Origin of the sequence: Tenacibaculum sp. A30, assembly GCF_051200845.1 — a bacterium.
Lineage (GTDB): Bacteria > Bacteroidota > Bacteroidia > Flavobacteriales > Flavobacteriaceae > Polaribacter.
This window is the reverse complement of record NZ_CP195160.1, coordinates 2,606,177-2,629,301: the sequence shown is the minus strand read 5'-3', so window position 1 is coordinate 2,629,301 and position 23,125 is coordinate 2,606,177. Positions and strand designations below refer to the sequence as shown.

The following is a 23,125-nucleotide window of genomic DNA, read 5'->3' as shown; positions in this document are numbered from 1 at the left end:
TTTTAATACATTAACACATCTTCTTCTTCCGGGAAATAAATCTTATCTAACGACGTAATTTCTCCTCCTCTATCTCTCCTAAAAATGTGTTTTGATTCAATTTCTGTGATAGACTCTTTCCCCATTGCCGCTGTCATTTCTTTAACAGCTTTAATGGTTTTATTATGGTAATTTCTTACACGTACATTCTTATACTCAACAACCAAAGCTTTTACCAAATCTTTCTCTTGAGTTGCTACTCCTACCGGACATGTATCCATGTTACATTCACGAGCTTGAATACACCCTAAACTTAACATAAAACTACGCGCCATTCCAATAGCATCAGCACCTAAAGCCAAATATTTAATAATATCAAAAGCATCAATAGCTTTTCCACTTGCTATTATTTTTATTTGTCCTTTTAATCCGTATTTTTTCAATGTTTTATTCACAAAAGAAAGTCCTTCTAACAACGGAGTTCCTATGTAGTTTGAAAACTCTAATGGTGCAGAACCAGTACCACCTTCTCCTCCATCAACAGCTATAAAGTCAGGGTAATTATTAGCATCAGCGAATGCTTTAATCATGGCTTCTATCTCTTCATTATCTCCTACACAAAACTTAATTCCTACCGGTTTTCCTCCCGATAGCTCTCTAACTTGTTGAATAAATTCAATCATTTCTTCAAAACTAGAAAACGCATCATGACCTGGAGGCGAATCTACTCGTGTAAAAGGTTCTATTGCACGAATTGCTGCAATTTCTTTCGTGTTTTTCTTTGCAGGTAAAATTCCTCCATGACCAGGTTTCGCTCCTTGAGAAAGCTTTATTTCAACCATTTTTACTTCTGGTCTAACCGCGTTTTGCTTAAAAACTTCAGGATCAAAAACACGTCTTCCGTCTACACTTTTTCCTGCTCCGAAATATCCTGTTCCTACTTGGAAAATAAGATCTCCTCCTTGTAAGTGATACGGAGAGATTCCTCCTTCACCTGTATTGTGTGCAAAATTCCCCATTTTCGCTCCTTGATTCAATGCCATAATAGCATTTTTACTTAACGAACCAAAAGACATCGCAGAAATATTAACGATAGAAGCATCGTATTTTTGTGTACACTTATCAGAACCTATTAAAACTCGATCTCCACCAACATTGTGGTGATCTTTAGGAAATAATGAATGCTTTACAAACTCATACCCTTTTGCGTATACGTTATGTTGCGTACCAAAAGGCACGGTTTCTATCTCTTCCTTTGAACGTTGATAAACAATACTTCTCTTTTCACGGTTAATTGGTTTTCCGTTTAAATCATCTTCAATAAAGTATTGCTGAATTTTTTCACGTTCTTCTTCAAAGACCCATCGCAAACGAGCAATGACAGGAAACGCTCTCATAAGCGAGTGTTTCTTCTGAATAAAAGCATCATATATTGCTAATGAAGTAACAGCTGTTGCTATTGTTAACAATATTACATTTCCCATATCTGGCATAAAGTATACTAATACTCCGCACAGAATATTAATGGCTAAAACTACAGATAAGATAGTATCTCTCATTTCTTTATTTTTTTGGGGACAAAAATACGATTTTAAACTATAAAAAAAGCCCTGACACATAGCCAGAGCTTCTCGTATATATTAAATACGTAAAATTACTTTTTGAATTTTGCGTACTTATTTTTGAACTTATCAATACGTCCTGCTGTATCTACTAACTTAGACTTACCTGTGTAGAAAGGATGTGAAGTTCTTGAAATTTCTAATTTGATTAATGGATATTCAACACCATCTACTTCTAAAGTTTCTTTTGTATTAGCAGTTGAACGCGTTAAGAAAACATCTCCGTTAGACATATCTTTAAACGCTACCATTCTATAATTTTCTGGATGTATACCTTTTTTCATCTCTTGTAAATTTAAATCTTTTATTTTTGTTGAAAAATATAAAGTTGGTAAATCTTTATAATCATTTCATAATTCAAAAACCTGCAATGGCTCTTTGAGGGTGCAAATTTAACCCTTTTTTTTAATTTGCAAACAAATAATTTGCTTTAATTTGTACAACAAGATTTTAAATCACAGAAAACAACTTTTAATATATGCGTTTTTATACATTTTTAACTTTAGGACTAACTACTTTATTGATAACTTCTTGTAGTGATACTAATTACAAATTCAAACTTGATACAACAAAGAAAACTACTTTAGGTGAAAAAGCAGCGATAAAATTTGAACAATTAGAAGGTAATCAAATAGATTCTGTTCAGTTATATGTAAACAACAAACGTGTTAATAAAAACGAACCTAGTGTTATCATTAACACAGCCGATTTTAGTGTAGGTAAACATGCGGTTACAGCCTTGGCTTTTTATCCGAATAAATCTAAAAAACTAAACAATTCTATTGAAGTTTTAGCAAAAAAAGCTCCAAAAGTCTATTCTTACAAACTTCTTAACACCTATCCGCACGACAAAGAAGCTTATACTCAAGGATTAGAGTATAAAAACGGATATTTATATGAAAGTACAGGACGTAGAGGTCAATCTACTTTACGTAAAGTGGAGATTAAAACTGGAAAAGTTTTACAAAAAATTGATTTAGATGCGAAATACTTTGGAGAAGGAATGACCATTTTCAATAATAAAATCTATTGGTTAACATGGCAATCTCGCAAAGGTTTCATCTATGATTTAGAAACTTTTAAACAACTTGGTTCTTTCGATTATAACAACAGTAATGAAGGTTGGGGATTAACACACAACGATTCTGAATTAATAAAAACTGACGGAACTAACAAAATTTGGTTTTTAAACCCTGAAAACCTACAAGAAAAAAGAAGTATTCAGGTGTACACTCACGATAGAGCATTAGACAAGCTGAATGAAATAGAGTATATAGACGGTAAAATCTTTTCTAATTACTGGAAAACTGACGGAAAAGGTAAAGCTACCATTGCCATTATAGATCCTAACAGCGGTGCAGTTGAAGGCTTAATTGGTTTAGATGATTTACGTGATGTTATTTTAAAAGAACAAACTTTAGATCAAGACGAGGTTTTAAACGGAATTGCTTACGATGCTGAAAATAATCGTTTGTTTGTTACCGGAAAACATTGGGGAAAGTTGTTTGAAATTGAGTTGATCAAACAATAACCTCTTCGTTAAAAATAAAAAAATCCCGTTTCCTAAATAATTAAGAAACGGGATTTTTTATTCATTCTTATTTTTTTATAAACTACTTCATTTTTCATGATAATTTAAGAATGATTAGACACTAAATGTAGTGATTTTTATGTAGCTTGCCCTTTTAAATTTTGACAATTACATGAAGAATATTGTTATCACAGGAACTAGTAGAGGTATTGGATTTGAATTAGCTCAGCAGTTTGCTAATCAAGGACATCTAGTCTTAGCTCTATCAAGAAACACAAAACCTTTAGAGCAAATAAATCACTCTAATATTACAACTATTTCAGTTGATTTATCTAACGAAAATGACATAAAAAAAGCAGTTGATTTTGTTTCAATAGAATGGAAAAAGGTAGATATTCTTATCAATAATGCAGGAAAATTGATTAACAAACCTTTTGAACAATTAACTACGCAAGATTTTGAAGAGGTTTATAAAGTGAATGTTTTTGCCGTTGCTCAGTTGACTAAAAACCTACTACCTTTTATGCAACAAGGAAGTCATGTAGTAACAGTGAGTAGTATGGGCGGAATACAAGGAAGCATGAAATTCCCTGGATTAGCTGCCTATAGTTCTGCCAAGGGTGCTGTAATAACCTTATCAGAATTATTAGCCGAAGAATATAAAGAACAGCAAATAGCTTTTAATGTATTAGCCTTAGGAGCTGTACAAACAGAAATGTTAGAAGAGGCTTTCCCTGGATATGAAGCAACTTTATCAGCTAAAGAAATGGCTAACTATATTTTTGATTTCGCTTTAACAGGCAACAAATACTATAACGGAAAAGTATTACAAGTTTCTAGTTCTACTCCATAGAAAAATAACGACTGTCACTTCGAGTGATTTTCGTTCAACATAGCTGAAAAGAAAATTGTATCGTGAAGTAGTAGCTAGTTCTCGATACAATTTTTATTTTCCCATTTTATTTCAAAATAAAAACCACTCGAACTAACTTTTGAAAAAAACACTGATTAAATACATACCTGAAGAAGCTATTCCCTTAGTTGAATATTTAATTATTGAGCATAAAATCAACTTAAAAATAGTAAGCGAACGTCAAACCAAACATGGTGATTTTCGTCGACTACCCAACGGTCATATGCAAATCACAGTGAATAACAACTTAAATCCTTATCAGTTTTTGTTGACTTTAATTCATGAAATTGCACACCATGTTACCTATCAAAAATTTGGAAGAGTACAACCTCATGGTAAAGAGTGGAAAACGGTTTTTCAACATTTAATGCTGCCTTTTTTACAACCAGCAATTTATCCGAAAGATATATTACCTTATTTAGCTAATTACCTAAAAAACCCAAAGGCAAGTACAGATACTGATGTGAATTTATCGCTAGCTTTACGAAGAGGAAAATCTGAAGACGGAAAGAATTTTATCTTTGAAATTCCTAACGGAAGCATTTTTCAATTTAAAGAGACGCTGTACAAAAGAGGAAGCAAACGAAGAAAACGCTATGAATGCTTAAATTTGAGTAACAAACGCGTGTATTTATTCAATCAAAATGCAGAAGTGGAACTAGTAGCTTCAAAATAAATAAAACAGTATGAGCAGTAATTATTATGCAGTAATTATGGCGGGAGGTGTAGGTTCACGTCTTTGGCCAGTAAGTACCGAAAAGTACCCAAAACAGTTTCACGACCTATTAGGAACTGGTGAATCTTTACTGCAAAGAACTTTTAGTAGAATTAATCAGTTAATTCCTTCTGAAAACATTTTAATTGCTACGAATCAACGTTATGAAGAGTTGGTATTAGAGCAACTTCCTAAAATCAGCAGTAAACAAGTGCTACTTGAACCCACAATGCGTAATACTGCTCCTTGTATTTTGTATGCTGCATTAAAAATTCGTCAGCAAAATGAAAATGCTGTGATGTTGGTAGCTCCGTCAGATCATTGGATAGAAAACGAAACCGAATTCCTTAAAAACATAGAGACTTCTTTTAACGCTTGTACTAAAGAAGATATGCTGATGACTCTAGGAATACAACCGAATAACCCAAATACAGGGTATGGTTATATTCAATTTGAAGAAAACTCTTCTGAAATAAAAAAAGTACAAACGTTTACCGAAAAACCAAACCTAGAAAAAGCTACTCAATTTTTAGCGAGTGGTGATTATCTATGGAATGCTGGTATTTTTGTTTGGTCTGTTGCTAGTATTTTAGATTCCTTTAAAAAACATCTTCCTGAAATGGTTGCTATTTTAGATGATGGAACGAATGTTTATAATACCGATTTTGAAGACGATTTCATCAATAGCAATTATGAAAAGTGTGAAAACATTTCTATCGACTTCGGGATTATGGAACGCTCTGAAAAAGTACACGTACTCCCTGTAGATTTTGGTTGGGATGATTTGGGCACTTGGGGTTCTTTATATAACAAACTTGGTAAAGATACTCACCAAAATGCAACCGTTGGAGCCACAACTATTTTTAAAGATGCCAACGGAAATATGGTTAGCACTAAAAATGGTAAAAAAGTAGTAGTTCAAGGGCTACAAGATTTTATTATTATAGAAAAAGACGATGTGTTAGTTATTTGTCCACGCAAAGACGAGCAAGACATTAAACAACTTCGAGAAGAGGCTAAAGATACTTTTGGAGAAAAGTATGTGTAAAATTAATTCCTTTTAAAGTTTTTTAAGCTTTCTAAAATAGCTTTATCAAACTGCTCACCTCCATTAAGAAACTCACTTTTTATAGAAATATAATTAAGAGGATCAATCTTTCCTTCTAAACGCATATAATCTTTTTCGGTAGTTAGTATGATTTTTTGTTGAGAAGCTAATGCTTCATAAGATTTTTTAATGTTCTCAATATCCTGTTGAGTAAAATTGTGATGATCAGGAAAGTTTAGATGCTTGAAACTTACTTTCTTTTCTTTCAAAAAACTCAATAAAGGAGTCGGATTCGCAATTCCCGTAACTAACAAAACTTCCTTACCCTGTAAATCATCAATTGTTAACTCTTTTGTTCCTTTTAAATTCTCATCATAAACAATCGTTGTAAAGAACACTTTTTGATACGATTTCGGTTTTATCTTTCGTACTATCTTTTCTTGTTCTGTCTTCGATAAATTCTCAGGACATTTCGTAACCACAATCACACTAGCCCGTTTAGCTCCTCTCCTACTTTCTCGCAAATTCCCTGTAGGCAATACAAAATCATCTACAAATAAATCGTTATACTTGGTTAGTAAAATATAGCTACTCGCCGTTACTTTTCTATGCTGATAAGCATCATCCAACAACACTACTTCTGGCGGATTATTGAGCTGTAACAACTGTTGAATTCCATTAGTTCTATCAGCATCCACAGCTATGGTAACATCTTTTTTAAACTTCTTATAAAACTGTAAAGGTTCATCACCTACATCTTCTGCAGTATGTGTGTCATTTACTAACTGAAATCCTTCTGTTTTACGTTTATATCCACGACTTAAAACAGCAGTATTATAATCATCTTTCAGTAATCGTATCAAATATTCAATCTGAGGAGATTTTCCTGTTCCTCCTACACTCAAATTACCAACAGCAATTACAGGAATATCAAAAGAAGTAGATTTTAAAATGCCTACATTAAAAAACCAATTACGAATCCTCGTAATTACATCATACAAAACAGCAAACGGAAATAATAAAAATCGAAGTAGCTTCATTACATCAAAAGTAATAATTTAAGCATTAATCTACAGGATACTTTTATTTTCATTTTTCTACTTTGTAACTTTGCTATATTAATACTTTGAAAATTACCCAAATGCAAATAAAAGACGTTACCAACTACATTGAACAACTAGCTCCGCTTTCGTATGCTGAAGATTTTGACAATGTAGGCTTATTAATAGGGAACTATACTACTGAAGTTACTGGAGTTTTAGTCACACTTGACACGCTTGAAGAAACAGTAGATGAAGCAATTGCCAAAAATTGTAATCTTATTGTAAGCTTTCACCCAATTGTATTTAGTGGTTTGAAAAAAATCAATGGTAACAATTATGTAGAACGCGTCGTGTTAAAAGCTATTCAACATAACATTGCTATTTATGCTACACATACAGCTTTAGATAATGTTAACAATGGAGTTTCGGCTAAAATGGGAGAAGTTTTAGGACTAGAAAACATGAAAACGCTCATTCCTAAAAAAGGAATCATTAAAAAATTAACGACTTATGTTCCGTTTGCAGAGGCTACTAATTTACGCGAAAAACTATTTGAAGCGGGCGCAGGAAATATTGGTAATTATGACAACTGTTCTTTTAATATAGAAGGAAAAGGAAGTTATAGAGGCAACGAAAACTCAAATCCGACTGTTGGTAAAAAAGGAGAATTGATGTTTGAAGAAGAAACCTGTATTACGGTTACTTTTGATGCTTTTTTAGAAGGAAAAATACTTTCCGCTCTCTTTAAAAATCATCCGTATGAAGAAGTTGCTTACGAAGTAATTACCTTAGATAATCAAAACCAACATGTAGGCATGGGAATGATTGGAGAACTTCCTTCATCAATGAATGAAAAAGACTTTTTATTATTTGTAAAAGAAACCTTTAAAACAGGCTGTGTACGACATTCAGAATTGCTTGACAAACCTATTAAAAAAGTCGCTGTACTTGGAGGTTCAGGAAGTTCTGCTATTAAAAATGCCTTGCGAGCTGGCGCCGATGCTTACATAAGTGCTGATTTTAAGTATCATGAGTTTTTTAAGGCAGAAAAAAGTATCTTACTTACCGATGTTGGACATTATGAAAGCGAACAATTTACAAAAAATCTTTTAGTTGATTATCTTAACAAAAAATTTAGTACTTTTGCAATTATTTTAAGCGAAAAGAGTACAAATCCAATATACTATATTTAACAGATGGCAAAAAAAGAAGTAACGGTAGAAGAAAAATTAAGAGCGTTATATGATTTACAGTTAATCGATTCTAGAATTGACGAAATTAGAAACGTTCGCGGTGAATTACCTTTAGAAGTTGAAGATTTAGAAGATGAAGTTGCCGGATTAAACAAGAGACTTTCTAATTTAGCTGAAGATGTTAAAAATTTAGAAACTGATATTAGCAATAAAAAATCAGCTATTGACGAGTCTAAAACATTAATTAAAAAATACGAAGAACAACAAAAAAACGTTCGTAATAACCGTGAATTTGAATCTTTAACAAAAGAAATTGAATATCAAGAATTAGAAATTCAATTATCAGAAAAAAGAATTAAAGAATTCAAAGCTAAAATCGCTCAAAAGAACGAGGTTATCGACAATACTAAAGAGAAATTAGCACAACAAGAAAACCATTTAACTCACAAAAAAGGTGAATTAGATGCTATCTTAAAAGAAACTGAAAAAGAAGAGCAGTTATTAAAAGAAAAATCAGAAGAGTTCGCTCAATCTATCGACGATCACTTATTATCTGCTTATAAAAGAATTAGAACTAAAGTTCGTAACGGATTAGCTGTTGTAGCTATTGAGCGTGGTGCTGCTGGAGGTTCTTTCTTTACCATTCCACCACAGGTGCAGTTAGAAATTGCTAACCGTAAGAAAATTACAATTGACGAGCACAGTGGACGTATCTTAGTTGATGCCGCTTTAGCACAAGAAGAAAAAGAAAAGATTGATAGTTTATTCGCTTAATATTTTTTCTACCATATATTTCAAGCCCTCTTTTTAGAGGGCTTTTTTATTTTACAAAAAGCTATATTTCTTTTTTTACTATATTTAGTTCGTAAAATGAAAAGGAATAAAATTGCTAAAGCTTCTTTTATCCCGAAATATAAACCAGACAAACTTTTTGTTGATATATAACAAGTTGGCAAACATTCGTGAAAACAAAATTTTATGAAAAACCTATACAAAGAGTATCCGATTTCTATAAAAGAAAAAGCAGATGCTGAAAAACTTTTAGAAAAAGACTTTTTCTCAGGGAAAAGAAAAGATACAGTTAAAATATCAACTACTTTTTTTCATAATAAAACGAAAATTGACTTTTATGATGAACAAATTTGGGTTAGACAGAAAATCACACCTAATTTTGCATTGATTATACCCTTTGCATCTCTTTTAATCATCATATACTTGATTATTAAATCGAATAATTTTTATGTAGCAGAAAACATAGGATTACTATTTGCTACTATTTTTACTAATTATTTATTATTCATTCATTTAGCAGAAACCACTCATACAAAAATACAGAACGAAATATTTATTCATTTATACAACATAGCCAAAAAGAACCTTATTTTCAGATTTTTTATTATTCAGTAAACGTACGGTACCTATACTATAAAAAATACCTACAAGATGACTGAACTAATAATTTTAAAAGAAAAACTGAATAAAATATTAAACGCTGAAAATAAAACTGAAATATCAGAATTTATTAATTCTTTAAAAGAGCACAAAACATCCGACATTTTTAAGAAAAATATAACAATACTTTTTATAAAGTAATTGTAGATGGGTATTCAGGATATGTTTCAAAAAAATGGTTAAAAAGACAATTCTAAAAACCTCAACCATCCTTTTATTTCATTTTCAAAACTCATACTAAACACTATTTCAGCAAGCACCTTTCTAACTCCTCTTTATGTAAAGTTTGTTAAATATTAAAACGTAAAAACAGCAAAACATCTGATAAAATTGTACTTTTACATAGTATAAATTAACAGTAATGGCACACGATTTAAGTGACTACAGAAAATCTTACGAGAAAAAAGAGTTGTTAGAAAGCAACTGTCCTGAAAATCCAATTGAGTTATTTAGAGATTGGTTTTTTGTTGCCGACGAATCTGAGTTGGTAGACGAAGCCAATGCTATGACTATAGCATCTATAGGGCTAGATGGTTTTCCGAAAAGTAGAGTTGTTTTGTTAAAAAAATATACTTGGGAAGGGTTTATTTTTTATACCAATTACAATTCAGAAAAAGGGAGAGCTATTTTAAACAACAATCAAGTGTGTTTATCGTTCTTTTGGTCTGGTTTAGAGCAACAAATCATTATTAAAGGTACTGCCGAAAAATTGTCAGAAAACCTATCTGATGGCTATTTTGAATCGAGACCCGATGGAAGCAAATTAGGAGCTTGGGCTTCTGAACAAAGTAACGTAGTTACATCACGTGAAGAACTAGACCAAAGGTTAGTTTCTTTTGAAAAACAATTTGAAAATCAAGAAATTCCAAGGCCTGAACACTGGGGGGGCTTTTTAGTAAAACCTGTTTCTATTGAGTTTTGGCAAGGACGCCCAAATCGTATGCACGATCGCATTCGATACACCTTACAAAAAGATTTTTCTTGGAAACTTGAACGTTTGGCTCCTTAGTTTTATATTTACATAGTATTTATATTTGAATGAAAACACTATATATCGTTCGTCACGCAAAATCATCATGGGAGTATGATAGCGTTAAAGATATTGATAGACCTTTAAAAGAGCGTGGTATTAATGATGCCCATCTTTTGTCAAAATACCTAGCTAAGAAAATTAACAAACCTGATGTTTTTCTTTCTAGTAGCGCCAATAGAGCACTGCATACAGCGGTTATTTTTTGTGAAAACTTTGGATACCCGTTGTCAAACCTTAAAATAAAACGTCAGCTATATAATTTTAGTGATGGTTATTTAGTAAAAACAGTAAAAGCACTTGATGATAGTTTTGATAGTGCCATTGTATTTAGCCATGACCACGGTATTAATAGTTTTGTAAATAAATTTGGTAACAAACCTATTGCTCATGTAACTACTTGTGGTGTTGTAGGAATTCAGTTTGACACCAAACATTGGAAAGACATTAAGAAAGGAAGCACTATATTAGTAGAGTTTCCTAAAAACCATAGATAAATCTATATATTTTGAAAATAAAGAAGTACGGCGCTATTGATATTGGATCTAATGCAGTAAGGTTATTAGTAGCTAACGTTATTGAAGAAAGAGATAGAGAACCCCAATTTAAAAAATCATCGTTAGTTCGTGTGCCTATTCGTTTAGGAGCCGATGCTTTTGTTTCTGGGCGAATTTCAGAAGCAAACACGCAACGCATGATTGATGCAATGCAAGCCTTTAAACTCATCATGAAAATTCATGGAGTTGAACGCTATAAAGCTTGTGCTACCTCAGCAATGAGAGAAGCAGAAAATGGTGAAGAAGTTGCTAATTCAATTTTAAAAAATACTGAAGTTAAAATTGATATTATCGACGGTAAAAAAGAAGCCGCTATTATATCTTCTACCGATTTAAACCAACTAATAGAATCTGATTCTACCTATTTGTATGTTGATGTAGGTGGTGGTAGTACTGAATTCACCTTATTTTCTAAAGGAAAAATTATTCGCTCGAAATCTTTTAAAATAGGTACCGTACGTTTACTGAACAATAAAAAATCTGAAAACAAGGTTCTTTTTAGCAAAGTACAAAGTTGGATCGAAGAAAACACCCGTGACTACAGACGAATTTCTTTAATTGGATCAGGAGGAAACATCAACAAAATCTTTAAAATGTCTGGTAGAGATATTGGTAAACCTATCTCATACATTTACTTGAATGCTCAGTACCAATTTTTGAAAAAAATGAGCTACCAAGAGCGTATTTCTGAATTAGGTTTAAACCCTGATAGAGCCGATGTAATTGTTCCTGCAACAAAAATATACTTATCTGCAATGAAGTGGAGCGGCGCTAGAAAAATTTATGTTCCTAAAATTGGACTTTCAGACGGTATTATCAAAAGCTTATACTTCAATAAGTTATAACTTATTTTTAACAGTTTTTAACATAAAATAAAATTTACTATATTTGTTATATGTGACTTTCTCCCCTAAATGTGTCACATAAAAAAAACTAAATAAACACAAGTAAATTTATCTATTATGAAAAAACTATTATTAGGGGTACTAGTTGCTACTGGACTAACTAGCTTTGCTCAAGACCTACCTCAAAATCCAGAACCAGGAAAATGTTACGTTCGTTGTAAAACGCCAGAAGTATGGAAAAACGAAGATGTTACCATCGAAGTTGCCCCAGCTTATAAAAGAATTGTCACACATCCAGCTGAATACAAAACAGTAACAGAAAGAGTTATTGTTAAAGAAGCAGGACAGCGTTTAGAAATTGTACCTGCTGTTTGGGAAGACAAAGTTGTTACCTATACAGCAAAAGAAGACGCAAGTAAACTAAGCGTTATTAAAGCTACATTTAAATCTGACGAACAAGTTATTGAAACGAAAGCTGCTTCTGCAGTTTGGGAAATGAGCGAAAAAGCTCCAGATTGTGAATCAAGCGACCCTAACGACTGTAGATATTGGTGTTACAAACCAATTCCTGCTCAGTTTGTTACTATACCTTTAACGAAGTTAGATAACGATGCTTCAACACAAAAAACTTCTGTACCAGGTTTTAACAAAACATATACTAAGAAGGTAATGGTTACACCACCAACCACAAGAACTATCGAAATCCCTGCTGTTTATAAAGAAATTACTAAAACTGTTTTAGCAAAAGATGCTTGGCAAGAAGAAGTAACAGTTCCTGCTAAATACAAAACAGTTACTAAAGAAGTTTTAGTAAGCAAAGGAGGGCTAACTACTTGGAAAGAAGTTGAGTGCGAATTATTAACTTACAATCCATTACCAATTAACTGGAACTTAGGTAGTGCTACATTAACTTCATCTGCTAAACAACTTATCGATTCTAGATTATTACCTGTTTTAAAAGACGGTGTACAAGTTGAATTAGCTTCTCACACAGATTCAAGAGGTTCAAGAGAATCTAATCAAGATTTATCAGACAGAAGAGCTCAAGCTGTTGCTAACTACTTAATTTCAAAAGGAGTTAACCCAAGTCAGTTAGTAGCTAAAGGTTACGGAGAGTCTAGATTAAAGAATAGATGTTCTGATGGTGTAGCTTGTACTGAAGCTGAACACAGAGCAAACAGAAGAACTGAATTTAGAGTTATCAATCAAAAATAATTCTACTAAGAATAAATAAAAAAGAGGGTTAATTACCCTCTTTTTTTCTTTATAACAGAATCGAAAAACGGGTAATAATATTCCGTTAATATCAATCCTTTTTTATATGCTATGACTTTTTGTTTGTGGTTCAAAAAAAGTATTGTTGGATAAGATGATACTTTATATTTCTCAGCCAATTCCTTATTTAATTTTAATTTTTCCTTTTCAACTAAATCTTGATTAAAAGGAATATCCGCTTCATACAAAACGAAGTTTTCTTTTGATATATTCTTAAACTTTTCTGTACTGAAAAGCTCTCTATCTAATTTTTTACAAGGACTACACCAATCTGACCCCTTAAAATAAACCAACAAAGGTTTCTTTTCTTTTTTTGCTTGTTTTAAGGCTTCTTTATAAGAATCTGACCAGATTTCATCAACTATAGTATCCTTCTCTATTTCCTGAGACCAAGATGTGATTCCAAAAAATAATACCGCTACAAATAAAAATAAATTCCTCATATATAATATCATATGGTTCAAATTAACAAAAATAATACCATTTATTATTAAACAAATGTGACTAATTAAAAAATATAGTGTCTTACTAATGAGTTAAAAAATCACACTTTGTGTATTGCTTAACAAAAAATCAAAAAACAAAAACCTCGCTGTTGCGAGGTTTTTTCATTTTTAAGTTTAGTTTCTTCTTATTTGAATTTTATCAGTTTTCAATTCTTTTTGTATCCAAGTTCTTAACTCTCCCTCATTTTTTACCATGATAGAGTCTGCTAGCTTTTTATTCCAACTTATAGATACTACTGTAGTGGTATCTACCTTTATAAAATCACTTGATGATAATACTTTGGCTAAACTCATTTCTTTTATATCATTAAACCTGATTTTTGCCTCTGTACTAATTTTACTAAAAGGAATTGAGTTTTTATCTCTATACAAAGCATCTTGCTCTATTCTTTGGTTTAAACTAGAAATTGTTTTTTTCAAGTCATCAATTTCCATGTGTAAACCTGTGATGATATTGTCTTTTTCATCCAATTCTCTTACTGCTCTATCATAAGCATCTACTACCCTATCAACACTTTTAGCTTTATTTTCATTAATAATTAAAGAGTAAGCATCTATTTTTGGGAAGGTTTTTAATTCATTTCGTAAAAAAGATTCCGTTGCATCACTTACATCACCGTTAAAAAATAATTTTATGGTTTTCTCTTTAACCTCTAACTTTTCACGCTGCAACCATAAGTTCGGATTCTCGTATACCTTTGCTTTTAGAAACTTTTTATAACTCGCATCAATTACACTTTCGTTATATACACCTACGAAAGTAAACACCGCTGGAACCATTACTAAAAAAGCAACGAAAGATGCCATTTGAGCTATTCTTTTACGTTTTGCTGAGTTTACATAACGAATCATTGTAAACCCTAACAACTTTAATACTAAGAAAGTTGCCAACGCAATAAAGATTGTATTAATGGTAAATAAATACATAGCCCCTAAGAAATAATCGAAATTCCCTATTGCTAAACCATATCCAGCTGTACATAATGGAGGCATTAAAGCAGTTGCAATTGCCACTCCAAAAATTACTGAAGCAATGGTTCCTTTTTTAGTTCGAGCAATAATCAAAGCTAAACCACCAAAAAATGCAATTAATACATCTCGAATATCTGGACGAACCCTACCTAATAACTCTGAAGTTTCTTCACGAAGTGGAAATAAAAAGAAGAATAAAAAAGCGGTTAACAAACTCAATACAATCATCGTTGCTAAGTTGGTTAACGACTTTCGTAACGTATCAATATCATTGATTGCAATCGACATTCCCACTCCTAAGATTGGCCCCATTAGTGGAGAAATTAACATGGCACCAATTACCACAGCTGTTGAGTTAGCATTTAACCCTATAGATGCTACAAAGATTGAGCAAATTAAAATCCATGCAGTTGCTCCTTTAAAAGAAATATCGCTTTTTATCGCTTCAATTGTAGCTTCTTGATCGGTATCATCTCTAAAATCTAGAAGTTCTAATATAAACTTCTTTATCTTTTCCCATAAGCCTTTTGCATCTTGCTGTATTGCTTGCTTTGATGATTGCCCTACAGCTTCCTCTTGTTTATTTTCTTCCATAATTTTCATTTTTGTTAACTTCGGGAAAGATACAAAATTCCGAATTAGAAAAGATCTAAAAAACGCTTGCAACCATAGAACCTACAAGCGTTTATGAATTTTGGTTAAAAACCGTTGTTTAGTTTATACGTAATTTATTTTTCAAGTTTGTTGAAACTGCATCTTTGTGCACTAAAACTGAAATAGTTTTTAGTTTAAAATAAGGAACTGACATATACACATATCCATCATTCCCTTGTTTTGTCCCCCAAGAATTTTTTACTTTAAAATAGGTGTTTCCTTTTTGGTCTTTTACTAAACCTACAATATGCATTAAATGATCGTCAGTAGTATTAAAGTTTTCAAATTCTGCTTGACGTAAACTTGGTGTAATAGTTCTTTCTTCAACTATTTCTGTTAATGCTTTTTCATTTTCGGCACTACTTGCAGGTATTACAGCAACTCCGTTTTTTGATGAAAATGTTTTTTCTGAAACATCACAATCTAACTCTACTGTATATCCTTTTTTGATTGCTTCTTCTGTAACAGAAACCAACTCATCTAAAGAAACATTATAAAATGCTCCGTTAGAAAAATTATCTGGAATATTTAAAATAAATTGCTCGTATTTGTTCGCGTGTTCAAACGAACTAATCGTCACATAATTTGAAGGGTTTATTTTAACATGTTCTGCAAAAGTTTTAGGAGTGTACTCTTTTCCTTCAAAAGTAAACTTGTCTTTATTTTTTCCTAAATAAACATCCAACACACTTTCTACAGATTGCTTCCATTTAGGACTTAATTCACCAGCAGGATTTTTAATGTAAGCGTCTAACATCGATTTTAACACCGTAATCATTTCAGCATGGTTGTGCTTGTCTTGTCCCAAATCTAACCCTGTAAAAACTTGTTCAGGCACTAATCCATATTTTGCTACAGAATTCATTACATCATGTGCTAAACCGCCTTCACTAAACTGTGCTTTTCCTTGGCGATATAAGTAATTATTTGCTTTATCAGAATATGTATTACGTACTGTGTACATTTCAGATAAATCAATTTTTTTTCCTGTTAGTCTGATAATTTCTGACTCTAAAAATGAAGTAGTAGAAAAGCTCCAGCAAGTTCCTGTTCTACCTTGACTTTTTACTTCTGTATCTTCAATATCTTTTACTGTTGTGAACTGATATTTTTGTGCTGAAACTGATGTTATACTTAAAAAAGTAAATGCTGCTCCAAATAAAACTCTCTTCATTTGTTTGTATATTATTGGTTTTAGTGTTCAAATACAACTCAACAATTAAAATAATCATAGAAGATTCTATACTTGAAAAATCGTATTATAATTTTTAAACGAGCAATTTACTGTTTTCGATAAAACTTCTAAAGCTTGATACTGTTAAAAATCTACTATAACTCCTATACGTGGTAACGCCCTACCAGAAGTACTTTCTATTTCTTCTAATACATATCTAGAATTATCATTTGGATCAGTTACTCTTCCGTTTTCGTCTTCAATAGGCAATAAAAATGGTTGCTGTTTAGAGCTACTAGCATATATATTTTGAACATCTAAATATAAGTTTATGGCCGCTTTCTTTAAAAACCACGTTTTATCTACACGAATATCTAGTTGTGTATACGTATCAAGCCTTTGAGTATTTAATTTGCTATAGTCTAAAATTCCACCGTTTTGAACATCATAATTATCTTTTAAAGATGATGCTGCTAAATCATAAGGAGTATAAGGCTTACCTCCTACCAATCGGAACTTAGAACCTACCTCCCAATTCTTATTAAACTTTTTTCCTGCGGTAACCGTTAGTAAGTGTTTATTATCCCATGTAGAAGGAATATACTCTCCTAATGTGTTTTTAAATTCACTTCTTACAAAAGTATACGATGCTATTCCGTACAGTCCGCTATACGATTTTTTCTGTGCCAATAACTCAAATCCATACGCTCGACCTTCAGATGTAGAACTCACTGCTTCATTACCTATAATACCAAAATCAGCACCTAGATTTGCTAAGCTTATTTGATTTCTTAGCGAAAATGGATAGTTTTTATATCCTTTATAAAACCCTTCAAAAGTTATTTTTGAGCTTGTATCAGGCTTGTAACTTAATCCACTTACAAAATGATCTGATTGTATATATTTCAACCCATTTTTATTCTCAAACTCACCTACATCATTTTTATAACCCAACACCGTATAAGATGGCAATTGATAATAACGACCAACTGAAGAACTCACCGTCCATTTTTCAGACAAATTATAACTTAACGACAACCTTGGTGAAAACTGGTTGAATGGGTTTTTCATTTCTGAATTGTAGTCTATTCCGTCCATTCTAAACCCAAAAGAAACTCCTAATTTTTCATCTAAATATCTTTTTGATACTTGTCCGAAAACTGCATATTTAATAAAATCTATGGCTGAGTTAAAATCGTAAATGACAACTCCATCTGAATTAGCATTTTTCTGATAATTACTATTAGTATACCTCGCTGTTTCTAAATTAAAACCTAAGTTAAAATCAATTTTGTTAACAGTTTCAAAGCTATTTTCATATCGTAATTTATTTTCTATTTCTTTAGATGAGTAATCTAACAATAAATTTGCTGGTATTTCTTCATTTAAAAAATATTTCACCGCCTTGTTTTTCCACTCATTCCTACTTAGTACGACCAAGTGTGTTGAGTTTGGTGCAAAATACTTATAACTGGCTCCTACAGTATAATTCCATTGACTGTTTACGGGAACAGAATTTAAAATAACTTTATTTCTCTTTATTGTTTCTAAATCTATTTCACCATCGTTTACCTCTTTATTTATTTCAAAGTCATCAATAGCTCCCAAAGCAACTATTGATAATTCACTATTTTTTGATAATTGCGATTTAACATTTACTTGAAAATCGCTATAGGTTGGTAAAAAAGGTAGTTTTATCAACTTAAATAAGAACTGTAGATACGATTGACGTGCAGAAAACATAAAGGTTGTATTCTTCCCTAATGGTCCGTCTAACGTAATTCCTGCATCTGAGGTTCCAATAGTAGCTCTAGTATTTAACGAAGTCGGATTCCCTCTTTTTTGAGTAAACTCTATAACAGAACTTAAAGAGTTACCTCTATTGGCAGGAAATGCACTTGAATAAAAATCAACTTTACGGATTAAATCTGCATTCATAATTCCTACAGGTCCACCTGTAGCTCCTTGTGTTTGAAAATGGTTAATTACAGGAACTTCAATACCATCTAAATAAAATTTATTTTCAGAGGTTGCTCCACCTCTAATAATAATATCATTTCTAAATCCAGGATTGGAAGCTACTCCAGGAAAAGATTGAATTACTTTTAGCACATCTCTGTTTCCTCCTGGGTTCTTTTCTATTTCTGCTATACCCAAACTTTGAAGCGATAAAGGACTATCTACAGACTCTTTAAATAATGGTGCTTGTATTTGAACTTCTTTTAACTGTGTTGCATCTTCAATTAACTCTAAGGTTATATAAGGTGAGTTATCTTTTGTTACTAAATACTCATCTGAAATTAACGTTTTATAGCCCACAAACGAAGCTTGTATTTTATTATACCCTAAAGGAACGTTATTCAAGACAAACTCCCCTTTTTCATTTGAAACCGCTCCTATTTCTGTTCCATACACTAAAACATTAACGAAAGGAAGTATTTCTCTTGTTTTAGAATCAACAACTTTTCCTGAAATTACTCCTTCATTTTGAGACATTCCAGTAAACGACTGAAGTAAAACCAAGAGCATCAACACTTTTCTCATATCATACTATTAAGACCTAACAAAAATACACATTTTGTTTAACAAAAAATAAAATACATTAAACAATATAATTATAGAAACAAAAAAACCTCAATCATTTCTGATTGAGGTTTTTTGTGGGGAGAGCAGGATTCGAACCTGCGAAGTCGTAAGACAACGGAGTTACAGTCCGTCCCATTTGGCCGCTCTGGAATCTCCCCAAAGCTTTTAAAAAAAGCTTCTCAGTAAAATCGAGAAGCTTTACTAGTGACCGGGCTGGGGCTCGAACCCAGGACCCTCTCCTTAAAAGGGAGATGCTCTACCAACTGAGCTACCCGGTCATTTTTCGCTTTTGCTTTTCTGCGTTTGCGGGTGCAAATATAGAAGCTTTTATTGTTCCCACAAACATTTTTTAGAAGTTTTTTTGAAAATTTTTTAATGTTTTTTGTTACCTATTAATTAACAGAAAGTTACCTAAAGATCATTTAAGTATGCTTTTCTTACTTTTTTAAATAAATTCGATGAATACACAAAATCTACCACTGCTTCATTATCTGTTTTGAAGATTTCTTTGTGTGATCCTTCCCATGCTTTAACTCCATTTTTTAGAAAAACAATCTTATCTCCAATTTCCATCACCGAATTCATGTCGTGTGTATTTATTACTGTAGTGATTTGATATTCGTCAGTAATTTCTTGAATTAGGTTGTCTATTACAATAGATGTTTGCGGATCTAACCCTGAATTAGGCTCATCACAAAATAGGTATTTAGGATTCATTACAATAGCACGGGCAATCGCTACACGTTTTTGCATTCCTCCCGATAATTGTGCTGGAAACTTTTTATTTGAATTTTCAAGGTTTACACGTTTCAATACAAAGTTTACTCTATCTAACATTTCATCTTCTGGTTTCTTTGTAAACATTTTTAAAGGAAACATCACATTTTCTTCTACTGTTTGCGAATCAAACAATGCACTTCCTTGAAATACCATTCCTAATTCTTGTCGAAATTGACGTTTATCTTCTAACGTCATATCAATATTTGCTAAACCGTCATACACGATTGTTCCTTGTTCTGGTGTGTGCAACCCAATTAAGGATTTTAAAAAAACTGTTTTACCCGAACCACTCTGACCAATTATTAAACTTGTTTCTCCTGGCTTAAATGAGGTTGATATACCTTTTAAAATCTCAACACCATTAAATCCTTTATGTAAATTATTTACTTCTATCATTAGGTTAATAACATTTGAGTTAAGAAATAGTTTGCGATTACGATAAGTACAGTTGTCCACACTACCGATTGGGTACTTGCTTTACCAACCTCTAACGATCCTCCTTTTACATAATAACCGTGATACGAAGGTACGGTAGCTATTAAAAAAGCAAAAACCACCGTTTTTATCAATGCATACGTAATTAAAAACGGATCAAAATCCATTTGAACTCCTGCTATGTAATCTGCCCCAGAAAACAATCCTGATAAAACTCCTGCTACCCATCCTCCAAAAATTCCTAAGAACATTCCTAAAACAATTAAAAAAGGATAAAAGAAAACAGTAGCTATTATTTTAGGTAATACTAAATAATTCAATGAATTAATCCCCATTACTTCTAGCGCATCAATTTGCTCTGTAACACGCATCGTTCCTATACTTGAAGTAATATAAGACCCTACTTTTCCTGCTAAAATAATAGAACAAAATGTAGGTGCAAACTCTAAAATTACTGATCGTTTCGCCGCAAAACCAATCAACGATTTTGGTATAAACGGACTTTCTAAATTCAATGCTGTTTGCAAGGCGATTACCCCTCCAATAAAAAACGATATAAAAGCTATAATTCCTATCGACTTATGCCCCAACTCATCTACTTCTCTAAATAAAGCTTCCCGAAATACTCTTGCTCTTTGTGGCTTTGAAAAAACCTGTTTTAGCATTACAACGTATTTGCCTATATGCTCAATGTAATTCATTAAATGAAATATATTTTTTCTTTTTGCTAAAGTATTAAAAAACCATTAACTCCTCGCCTTATTTATAAGTTTTAGCTTGCTTTTTATGTACCTTTGAGTTTTAATTTTCAAAAAACAAAATGAGAAAAATAGCTTTTTTAGCAGCTATAATATGTTTAACCAGCTGCTCTGTTAATAAAAAAACAAATACTCAAAAACCAAAACTAGTAGTTGGTGTTGTTGTTGACCAAATGCGTTACGATTACCTTACTCGTTTTGCTAATAGATATGGTAACGACGGTTTTAAACGTTTACTTAGAGAAGGATACTCTTTAGAAAACGCTCATTACAATTATATTCCTACTTACACTGCTGTAGGGCATACTTCTATTTACACAGGAACAACGCCTACTAATCATGGAATTATTAGCAATCATTGGTACGATAAATATTTAAAGAAAACAATTTATTGTGTTGATGATAATAACTACAACACTGTTGGTAATAACGGTGAAGGAGGTAAAAAGTCTCCTTACAGAATGTTAACTACTACAGTAACCGATCAGTTGAAACTAGCTCAAAACATGAATGGTAAAACCATTGGTATTGCCATAAAAGATCGATCAGCTATTTTACCAGCAGGTCATACTGCTGATGCTGCTTATTGGTTTGATGGTGGTGATAAAGGGCAATGGATTTCTTCTTCTTTTTACTTAAATGAATTACCAACTTGGGTACAAGAATTTAACGCTTCTGGAAAAGCTGATGAATATTTAAGTAAACCTTGGGAAACTTTGTATGATATCAGTACGTACACTCAAAGTATTGAAGATGACAACAATTTTGAAGTTACTTTTAAAGGACAAGAGAAACCTGTATTCCCTCATGATATTCCTACTCTAAGAAAAAGTAACAACAATTACAGTATTATAAAAGGAATTCCTGCTGGTAATTCTATTACTACCGATTTTGCCAAAGCTACTATTATAGGTGAAAACTTAGGAAAATCTGAATTTGTTGATTTTATAGCAATCAGTTATTCTTCTCCTGATTATGTTGGACATCAATTTGGGGTTGCTTCTAAAGAAATTGAAGATACGTATTTACGTTTAGACCAAGATTTAGCAGAATTATTTAAGTTTTTAGATACACAAGTTGGAAAAGACAACTATACATTATTCTTAACTGCCGATCATGCTGCGGTACAAGTTCCATCATACTTAGAGTCTTTAAAAATACCTGCAGGATATGTAAAACCTGTAGCTTTTAAAAACTTTTTAAATGAGATTACTGTAAAGCATTTTAAATCGGATGAAATCATTGAAAATGTTTCAAACTTTCAAGTTTTCTTGAATAAAGATAAAATCAAAGAGTTAAAATTAGATTATGAAACGGTAGCACAAACTATCGCTGACGAAGCTATTAATCATAAGAGAATTTACAAAGCTGTAACTGCTAGAACCATGCAAACTACTACGTTCACTAACGGTATTTTACATATGTTACAAAACGGTTATAACCAAAAATTTTCGGGCGATGTAATTTTAATCCCTAATCCGTCAACTATTGCTAGTAGTTCAAGAAAAGGTACTACGCACGGTTCAGGTTACTCGTACGATACACACATTCCGATGATTTTTTATGGAAACGGAATTAAGCAAGGTGTTTCTAAAAAGAAATATGAAATTGTAGATATCGCTCCAACCATCTCTAATTTATTACAGATAGAATTCCCTAACGGATGTTCTGGAAAGATTATTGAAGAAGTTCTTGAATAGGAAACTTAGAAATGAGAAACTAGAGAATAGACCATAAAAAAACTCCAATTTGAAGAAATCAAATTGGAGTTTTTTCATTGATACATTTTCAAATTACCAAATTACCAAATTGCTACATTGTTATATTACACAAAGTTAATTCGGATTGTTTAATATGATTAGTGCTGCAATAACTCCTGGAACCCACCCACAAAGTGTTAGTAAAAATACAATTACGATTGATCCGCATCCTTTTCCTATTACTGCTAAAGGCGGAAACAAAATTGCTAATAAAACTCTTAATAAACTCATAGTACTTTTTTAGTTAGTATACTTAAAAGACGAGTTAATTAGAATTTTGTTACAATGCGAAAGCGT

Annotated in this window: 22 protein-coding genes and 2 tRNA genes; 12 read left to right on the top strand and 12 right to left on the bottom strand. The window is 32.0% G+C overall.

What is annotated here, in order from left to right:
- Nucleotides 1-2: 2 nt before the first annotated feature.
- Both ACR9ES_RS12645 and ACR9ES_RS12640 read right to left on the bottom strand, forming a co-directional pair.
- Nucleotides 3-1,538, bottom strand: a complete 1,536-nt coding sequence (locus ACR9ES_RS12645; RefSeq protein ID WP_435254446.1) for an FMN-binding glutamate synthase family protein — start codon at nucleotides 1,536-1,538, stop codon at nucleotides 3-5.
- A gap of 95 nt (nucleotides 1,539-1,633) precedes the next feature.
- Complete coding sequence (locus tag ACR9ES_RS12640; protein WP_133537019.1) at nucleotides 1,634-1,885, bottom strand: type B 50S ribosomal protein L31; 252 nt, start codon at nucleotides 1,883-1,885, stop codon at nucleotides 1,634-1,636.
- A 194-nt stretch (nucleotides 1,886-2,079) separates the two neighbouring features.
- Here ACR9ES_RS12640 and ACR9ES_RS12635 point away from each other — a divergent pair, with 194 nt between their 5' ends.
- The 4 genes from ACR9ES_RS12635 (at nucleotide 2,080) to ACR9ES_RS12620 (ending at nucleotide 5,808) form a co-directional block, all read left to right on the top strand.
- Nucleotides 2,080-3,132 (top strand): glutaminyl-peptide cyclotransferase, encoded by a 1,053-nt coding sequence (locus tag ACR9ES_RS12635; protein ID WP_435254445.1) that lies wholly within the window; start codon nucleotides 2,080-2,082, stop codon nucleotides 3,130-3,132.
- A gap of 172 nt (nucleotides 3,133-3,304) precedes the next feature.
- The gene (locus tag ACR9ES_RS12630) at nucleotides 3,305-3,985 is read left to right on the top strand and encodes an SDR family NAD(P)-dependent oxidoreductase (protein ID WP_435254444.1); all 681 of its coding nucleotides are present in this window, start codon (nucleotides 3,305-3,307) and stop codon (nucleotides 3,983-3,985) included.
- Nucleotides 3,986-4,124: 139 nt separating this feature from the next.
- On the top strand, nucleotides 4,125-4,721 hold the full coding sequence (locus tag ACR9ES_RS12625) for a SprT-like domain-containing protein (protein WP_435254443.1): 597 nt from the start codon (nucleotides 4,125-4,127) through the stop codon (nucleotides 4,719-4,721).
- 10 nt (nucleotides 4,722-4,731) lie between these two features.
- Nucleotides 4,732-5,808, top strand: a complete 1,077-nt coding sequence (locus ACR9ES_RS12620; RefSeq protein WP_435254442.1) for a mannose-1-phosphate guanylyltransferase — start codon at nucleotides 4,732-4,734, stop codon at nucleotides 5,806-5,808.
- Nucleotides 5,809-5,810: 2 nt separating this feature from the next.
- On the opposite strand, the gene lpxK is transcribed toward ACR9ES_RS12620, so the two are convergent.
- Nucleotides 5,811-6,848 carry a tetraacyldisaccharide 4'-kinase gene (gene lpxK, locus ACR9ES_RS12615; RefSeq protein WP_435254441.1) on the bottom strand — a complete coding sequence of 346 codons (1,038 nt, stop codon included), beginning with the start codon at nucleotides 6,846-6,848 and terminating at the stop codon, nucleotides 5,811-5,813.
- A 101-nt stretch (nucleotides 6,849-6,949) separates the two neighbouring features.
- On the opposite strand from lpxK, the gene ACR9ES_RS12610 reads away from it, so the two are divergent.
- The 7 genes from ACR9ES_RS12610 to ACR9ES_RS12580 all read left to right on the top strand — a co-directional run bounded on the left by ACR9ES_RS12610 (nucleotide 6,950) and on the right by ACR9ES_RS12580 (nucleotide 13,143).
- The gene (locus ACR9ES_RS12610; protein ID WP_435254440.1) at nucleotides 6,950-8,044 is read left to right on the top strand and encodes a Nif3-like dinuclear metal center hexameric protein; all 1,095 of its coding nucleotides are present in this window, start codon (nucleotides 6,950-6,952) and stop codon (nucleotides 8,042-8,044) included.
- Nucleotides 8,045-8,047: 3 nt separating this feature from the next.
- Entirely contained in the window at nucleotides 8,048-8,818 is a 771-nt protein-coding gene (locus ACR9ES_RS12605; RefSeq protein ID WP_435254439.1) for a zinc ribbon domain-containing protein, read from the top strand.
- A gap of 204 nt (nucleotides 8,819-9,022) precedes the next feature.
- Nucleotides 9,023-9,451, top strand: a complete 429-nt coding sequence (locus tag ACR9ES_RS12600) for a hypothetical protein (RefSeq protein ID WP_274635317.1) — start codon at nucleotides 9,023-9,025, stop codon at nucleotides 9,449-9,451.
- A 406-nt stretch (nucleotides 9,452-9,857) separates the two neighbouring features.
- The gene (gene pdxH / locus ACR9ES_RS12595; RefSeq protein ID WP_274635419.1) at nucleotides 9,858-10,505 is read left to right on the top strand and encodes a pyridoxamine 5'-phosphate oxidase; all 648 of its coding nucleotides are present in this window, start codon (nucleotides 9,858-9,860) and stop codon (nucleotides 10,503-10,505) included.
- A gap of 29 nt (nucleotides 10,506-10,534) precedes the next feature.
- Nucleotides 10,535-11,023, top strand: coding sequence for a SixA phosphatase family protein (locus tag ACR9ES_RS12590; protein WP_028892913.1), 489 nt, complete (start codon nucleotides 10,535-10,537; stop codon nucleotides 11,021-11,023).
- Between the two features lie 8 nt (nucleotides 11,024-11,031).
- Nucleotides 11,032-11,928 carry a Ppx/GppA phosphatase family protein gene (locus ACR9ES_RS12585; RefSeq protein WP_435255649.1) on the top strand — a complete coding sequence of 299 codons (897 nt, stop codon included), beginning with the start codon at nucleotides 11,032-11,034 and terminating at the stop codon, nucleotides 11,926-11,928.
- Between the two features lie 117 nt (nucleotides 11,929-12,045).
- Nucleotides 12,046-13,143 (top strand): OmpA family protein, encoded by a 1,098-nt coding sequence (locus ACR9ES_RS12580; RefSeq protein WP_274635288.1) that lies wholly within the window; start codon nucleotides 12,046-12,048, stop codon nucleotides 13,141-13,143.
- A gap of 32 nt (nucleotides 13,144-13,175) precedes the next feature.
- On the opposite strand, the gene ACR9ES_RS12575 is transcribed toward ACR9ES_RS12580, so the two are convergent.
- From ACR9ES_RS12575 to ACR9ES_RS12540, 8 genes are all read right to left on the bottom strand, one after another.
- Nucleotides 13,176-13,646: a thioredoxin family protein gene (locus ACR9ES_RS12575; protein ID WP_435254438.1), complete on the bottom strand. Its 471-nt coding sequence runs from the start codon at nucleotides 13,644-13,646 to the stop codon at nucleotides 13,176-13,178.
- Nucleotides 13,647-13,823: 177 nt separating this feature from the next.
- Complete coding sequence (locus ACR9ES_RS12570) at nucleotides 13,824-15,275, bottom strand: DUF389 domain-containing protein (RefSeq protein WP_274635290.1); 1,452 nt, start codon at nucleotides 15,273-15,275, stop codon at nucleotides 13,824-13,826.
- Nucleotides 15,276-15,393: 118 nt separating this feature from the next.
- Nucleotides 15,394-16,509, bottom strand: coding sequence for an aminopeptidase C (locus ACR9ES_RS12565; RefSeq protein WP_435254437.1), 1,116 nt, complete (start codon nucleotides 16,507-16,509; stop codon nucleotides 15,394-15,396).
- 144 nt (nucleotides 16,510-16,653) lie between these two features.
- Nucleotides 16,654-19,053: a TonB-dependent receptor gene (locus ACR9ES_RS12560; RefSeq protein WP_435254436.1), complete on the bottom strand. Its 2,400-nt coding sequence runs from the start codon at nucleotides 19,051-19,053 to the stop codon at nucleotides 16,654-16,656.
- 117 nt (nucleotides 19,054-19,170) lie between these two features.
- A tRNA-Tyr gene (locus tag ACR9ES_RS12555) sits at nucleotides 19,171-19,253 on the bottom strand.
- Between the two features lie 47 nt (nucleotides 19,254-19,300).
- Nucleotides 19,301-19,373 (bottom strand) — tRNA-Lys (locus ACR9ES_RS12550).
- A 133-nt stretch (nucleotides 19,374-19,506) separates the two neighbouring features.
- Nucleotides 19,507-20,271: an ABC transporter ATP-binding protein gene (locus ACR9ES_RS12545; RefSeq protein ID WP_435254435.1), complete on the bottom strand. Its 765-nt coding sequence runs from the start codon at nucleotides 20,269-20,271 to the stop codon at nucleotides 19,507-19,509.
- On the bottom strand, nucleotides 20,271-21,011 hold the full coding sequence (locus ACR9ES_RS12540; protein WP_435254434.1) for an MlaE family ABC transporter permease: 741 nt from the start codon (nucleotides 21,009-21,011) through the stop codon (nucleotides 20,271-20,273). Before ACR9ES_RS12540 ends, ACR9ES_RS12545 begins: the two co-directional genes overlap by 1 nt.
- Before the next feature lie 119 nt (nucleotides 21,012-21,130).
- Here ACR9ES_RS12540 and pafA point away from each other — a divergent pair, with 119 nt between their 5' ends.
- A complete protein-coding gene (pafA, locus tag ACR9ES_RS12535; RefSeq protein ID WP_435254433.1) occupies nucleotides 21,131-22,768 on the top strand; it encodes an alkaline phosphatase PafA in 1,638 nt (545 codons plus the stop codon).
- 135 nt (nucleotides 22,769-22,903) lie between these two features.
- On the opposite strand, the gene ACR9ES_RS12530 is transcribed toward pafA, so the two are convergent.
- Nucleotides 22,904-23,059 carry a YqaE/Pmp3 family membrane protein gene (locus tag ACR9ES_RS12530; RefSeq protein ID WP_435254432.1) on the bottom strand — a complete coding sequence of 52 codons (156 nt, stop codon included), beginning with the start codon at nucleotides 23,057-23,059 and terminating at the stop codon, nucleotides 22,904-22,906.
- Between the last annotated feature and the right edge of the window lie 66 nt (nucleotides 23,060-23,125).

Excerpts from the sequence above, each read along its gene's own strand:
- ACR9ES_RS12540 (WP_435254434.1), bottom strand. The coding sequence starts at position 21,011 with ATGAATTACATTGAGCATATAGGCAAATACGTTGTAATGCTAAAACAG.
- ACR9ES_RS12590 (WP_028892913.1), top strand. The coding sequence starts at position 10,535 with ATGAAAACACTATATATCGTTCGTCACGCAAAATCATCATGGGAGTAT.
- ACR9ES_RS12605 (WP_435254439.1), top strand. The coding sequence starts at position 8,048 with ATGGCAAAAAAAGAAGTAACGGTAGAAGAAAAATTAAGAGCGTTATAT.
- pdxH (WP_274635419.1), top strand. The coding sequence starts at position 9,858 with ATGGCACACGATTTAAGTGACTACAGAAAATCTTACGAGAAAAAAGAG.
- ACR9ES_RS12560 (WP_435254436.1), bottom strand. The coding sequence starts at position 19,053 with ATGAGAAAAGTGTTGATGCTCTTGGTTTTACTTCAGTCGTTTACTGGA.
- ACR9ES_RS12530 (WP_435254432.1), bottom strand. The coding sequence starts at position 23,059 with ATGAGTTTATTAAGAGTTTTATTAGCAATTTTGTTTCCGCCTTTAGCA.
- ACR9ES_RS12570 (WP_274635290.1), bottom strand. The coding sequence starts at position 15,275 with ATGGAAGAAAATAAACAAGAGGAAGCTGTAGGGCAATCATCAAAGCAA.
- ACR9ES_RS12620 (WP_435254442.1), top strand. The coding sequence starts at position 4,732 with ATGAGCAGTAATTATTATGCAGTAATTATGGCGGGAGGTGTAGGTTCA.
- ACR9ES_RS12635 (WP_435254445.1), top strand. The coding sequence starts at position 2,080 with ATGCGTTTTTATACATTTTTAACTTTAGGACTAACTACTTTATTGATA.
- ACR9ES_RS12640 (WP_133537019.1), bottom strand. The coding sequence starts at position 1,885 with ATGAAAAAAGGTATACATCCAGAAAATTATAGAATGGTAGCGTTTAAA.
- ACR9ES_RS12630 (WP_435254444.1), top strand. The coding sequence starts at position 3,305 with ATGAAGAATATTGTTATCACAGGAACTAGTAGAGGTATTGGATTTGAA.
- ACR9ES_RS12545 (WP_435254435.1), bottom strand. The coding sequence starts at position 20,271 with ATGATAGAAGTAAATAATTTACATAAAGGATTTAATGGTGTTGAGATT.
- ACR9ES_RS12645 (WP_435254446.1), bottom strand. The coding sequence starts at position 1,538 with ATGAGAGATACTATCTTATCTGTAGTTTTAGCCATTAATATTCTGTGC.
- ACR9ES_RS12600 (WP_274635317.1), top strand. The coding sequence starts at position 9,023 with ATGAAAAACCTATACAAAGAGTATCCGATTTCTATAAAAGAAAAAGCA.
- ACR9ES_RS12580 (WP_274635288.1), top strand. The coding sequence starts at position 12,046 with ATGAAAAAACTATTATTAGGGGTACTAGTTGCTACTGGACTAACTAGC.
- ACR9ES_RS12565 (WP_435254437.1), bottom strand. The coding sequence starts at position 16,509 with ATGAAGAGAGTTTTATTTGGAGCAGCATTTACTTTTTTAAGTATAACA.
- ACR9ES_RS12575 (WP_435254438.1), bottom strand. The coding sequence starts at position 13,646 with ATGAGGAATTTATTTTTATTTGTAGCGGTATTATTTTTTGGAATCACA.
- lpxK (WP_435254441.1), bottom strand. The coding sequence starts at position 6,848 with ATGAAGCTACTTCGATTTTTATTATTTCCGTTTGCTGTTTTGTATGAT.
- ACR9ES_RS12610 (WP_435254440.1), top strand. The coding sequence starts at position 6,950 with ATGCAAATAAAAGACGTTACCAACTACATTGAACAACTAGCTCCGCTT.
- pafA (WP_435254433.1), top strand. The coding sequence starts at position 21,131 with ATGAGAAAAATAGCTTTTTTAGCAGCTATAATATGTTTAACCAGCTGC.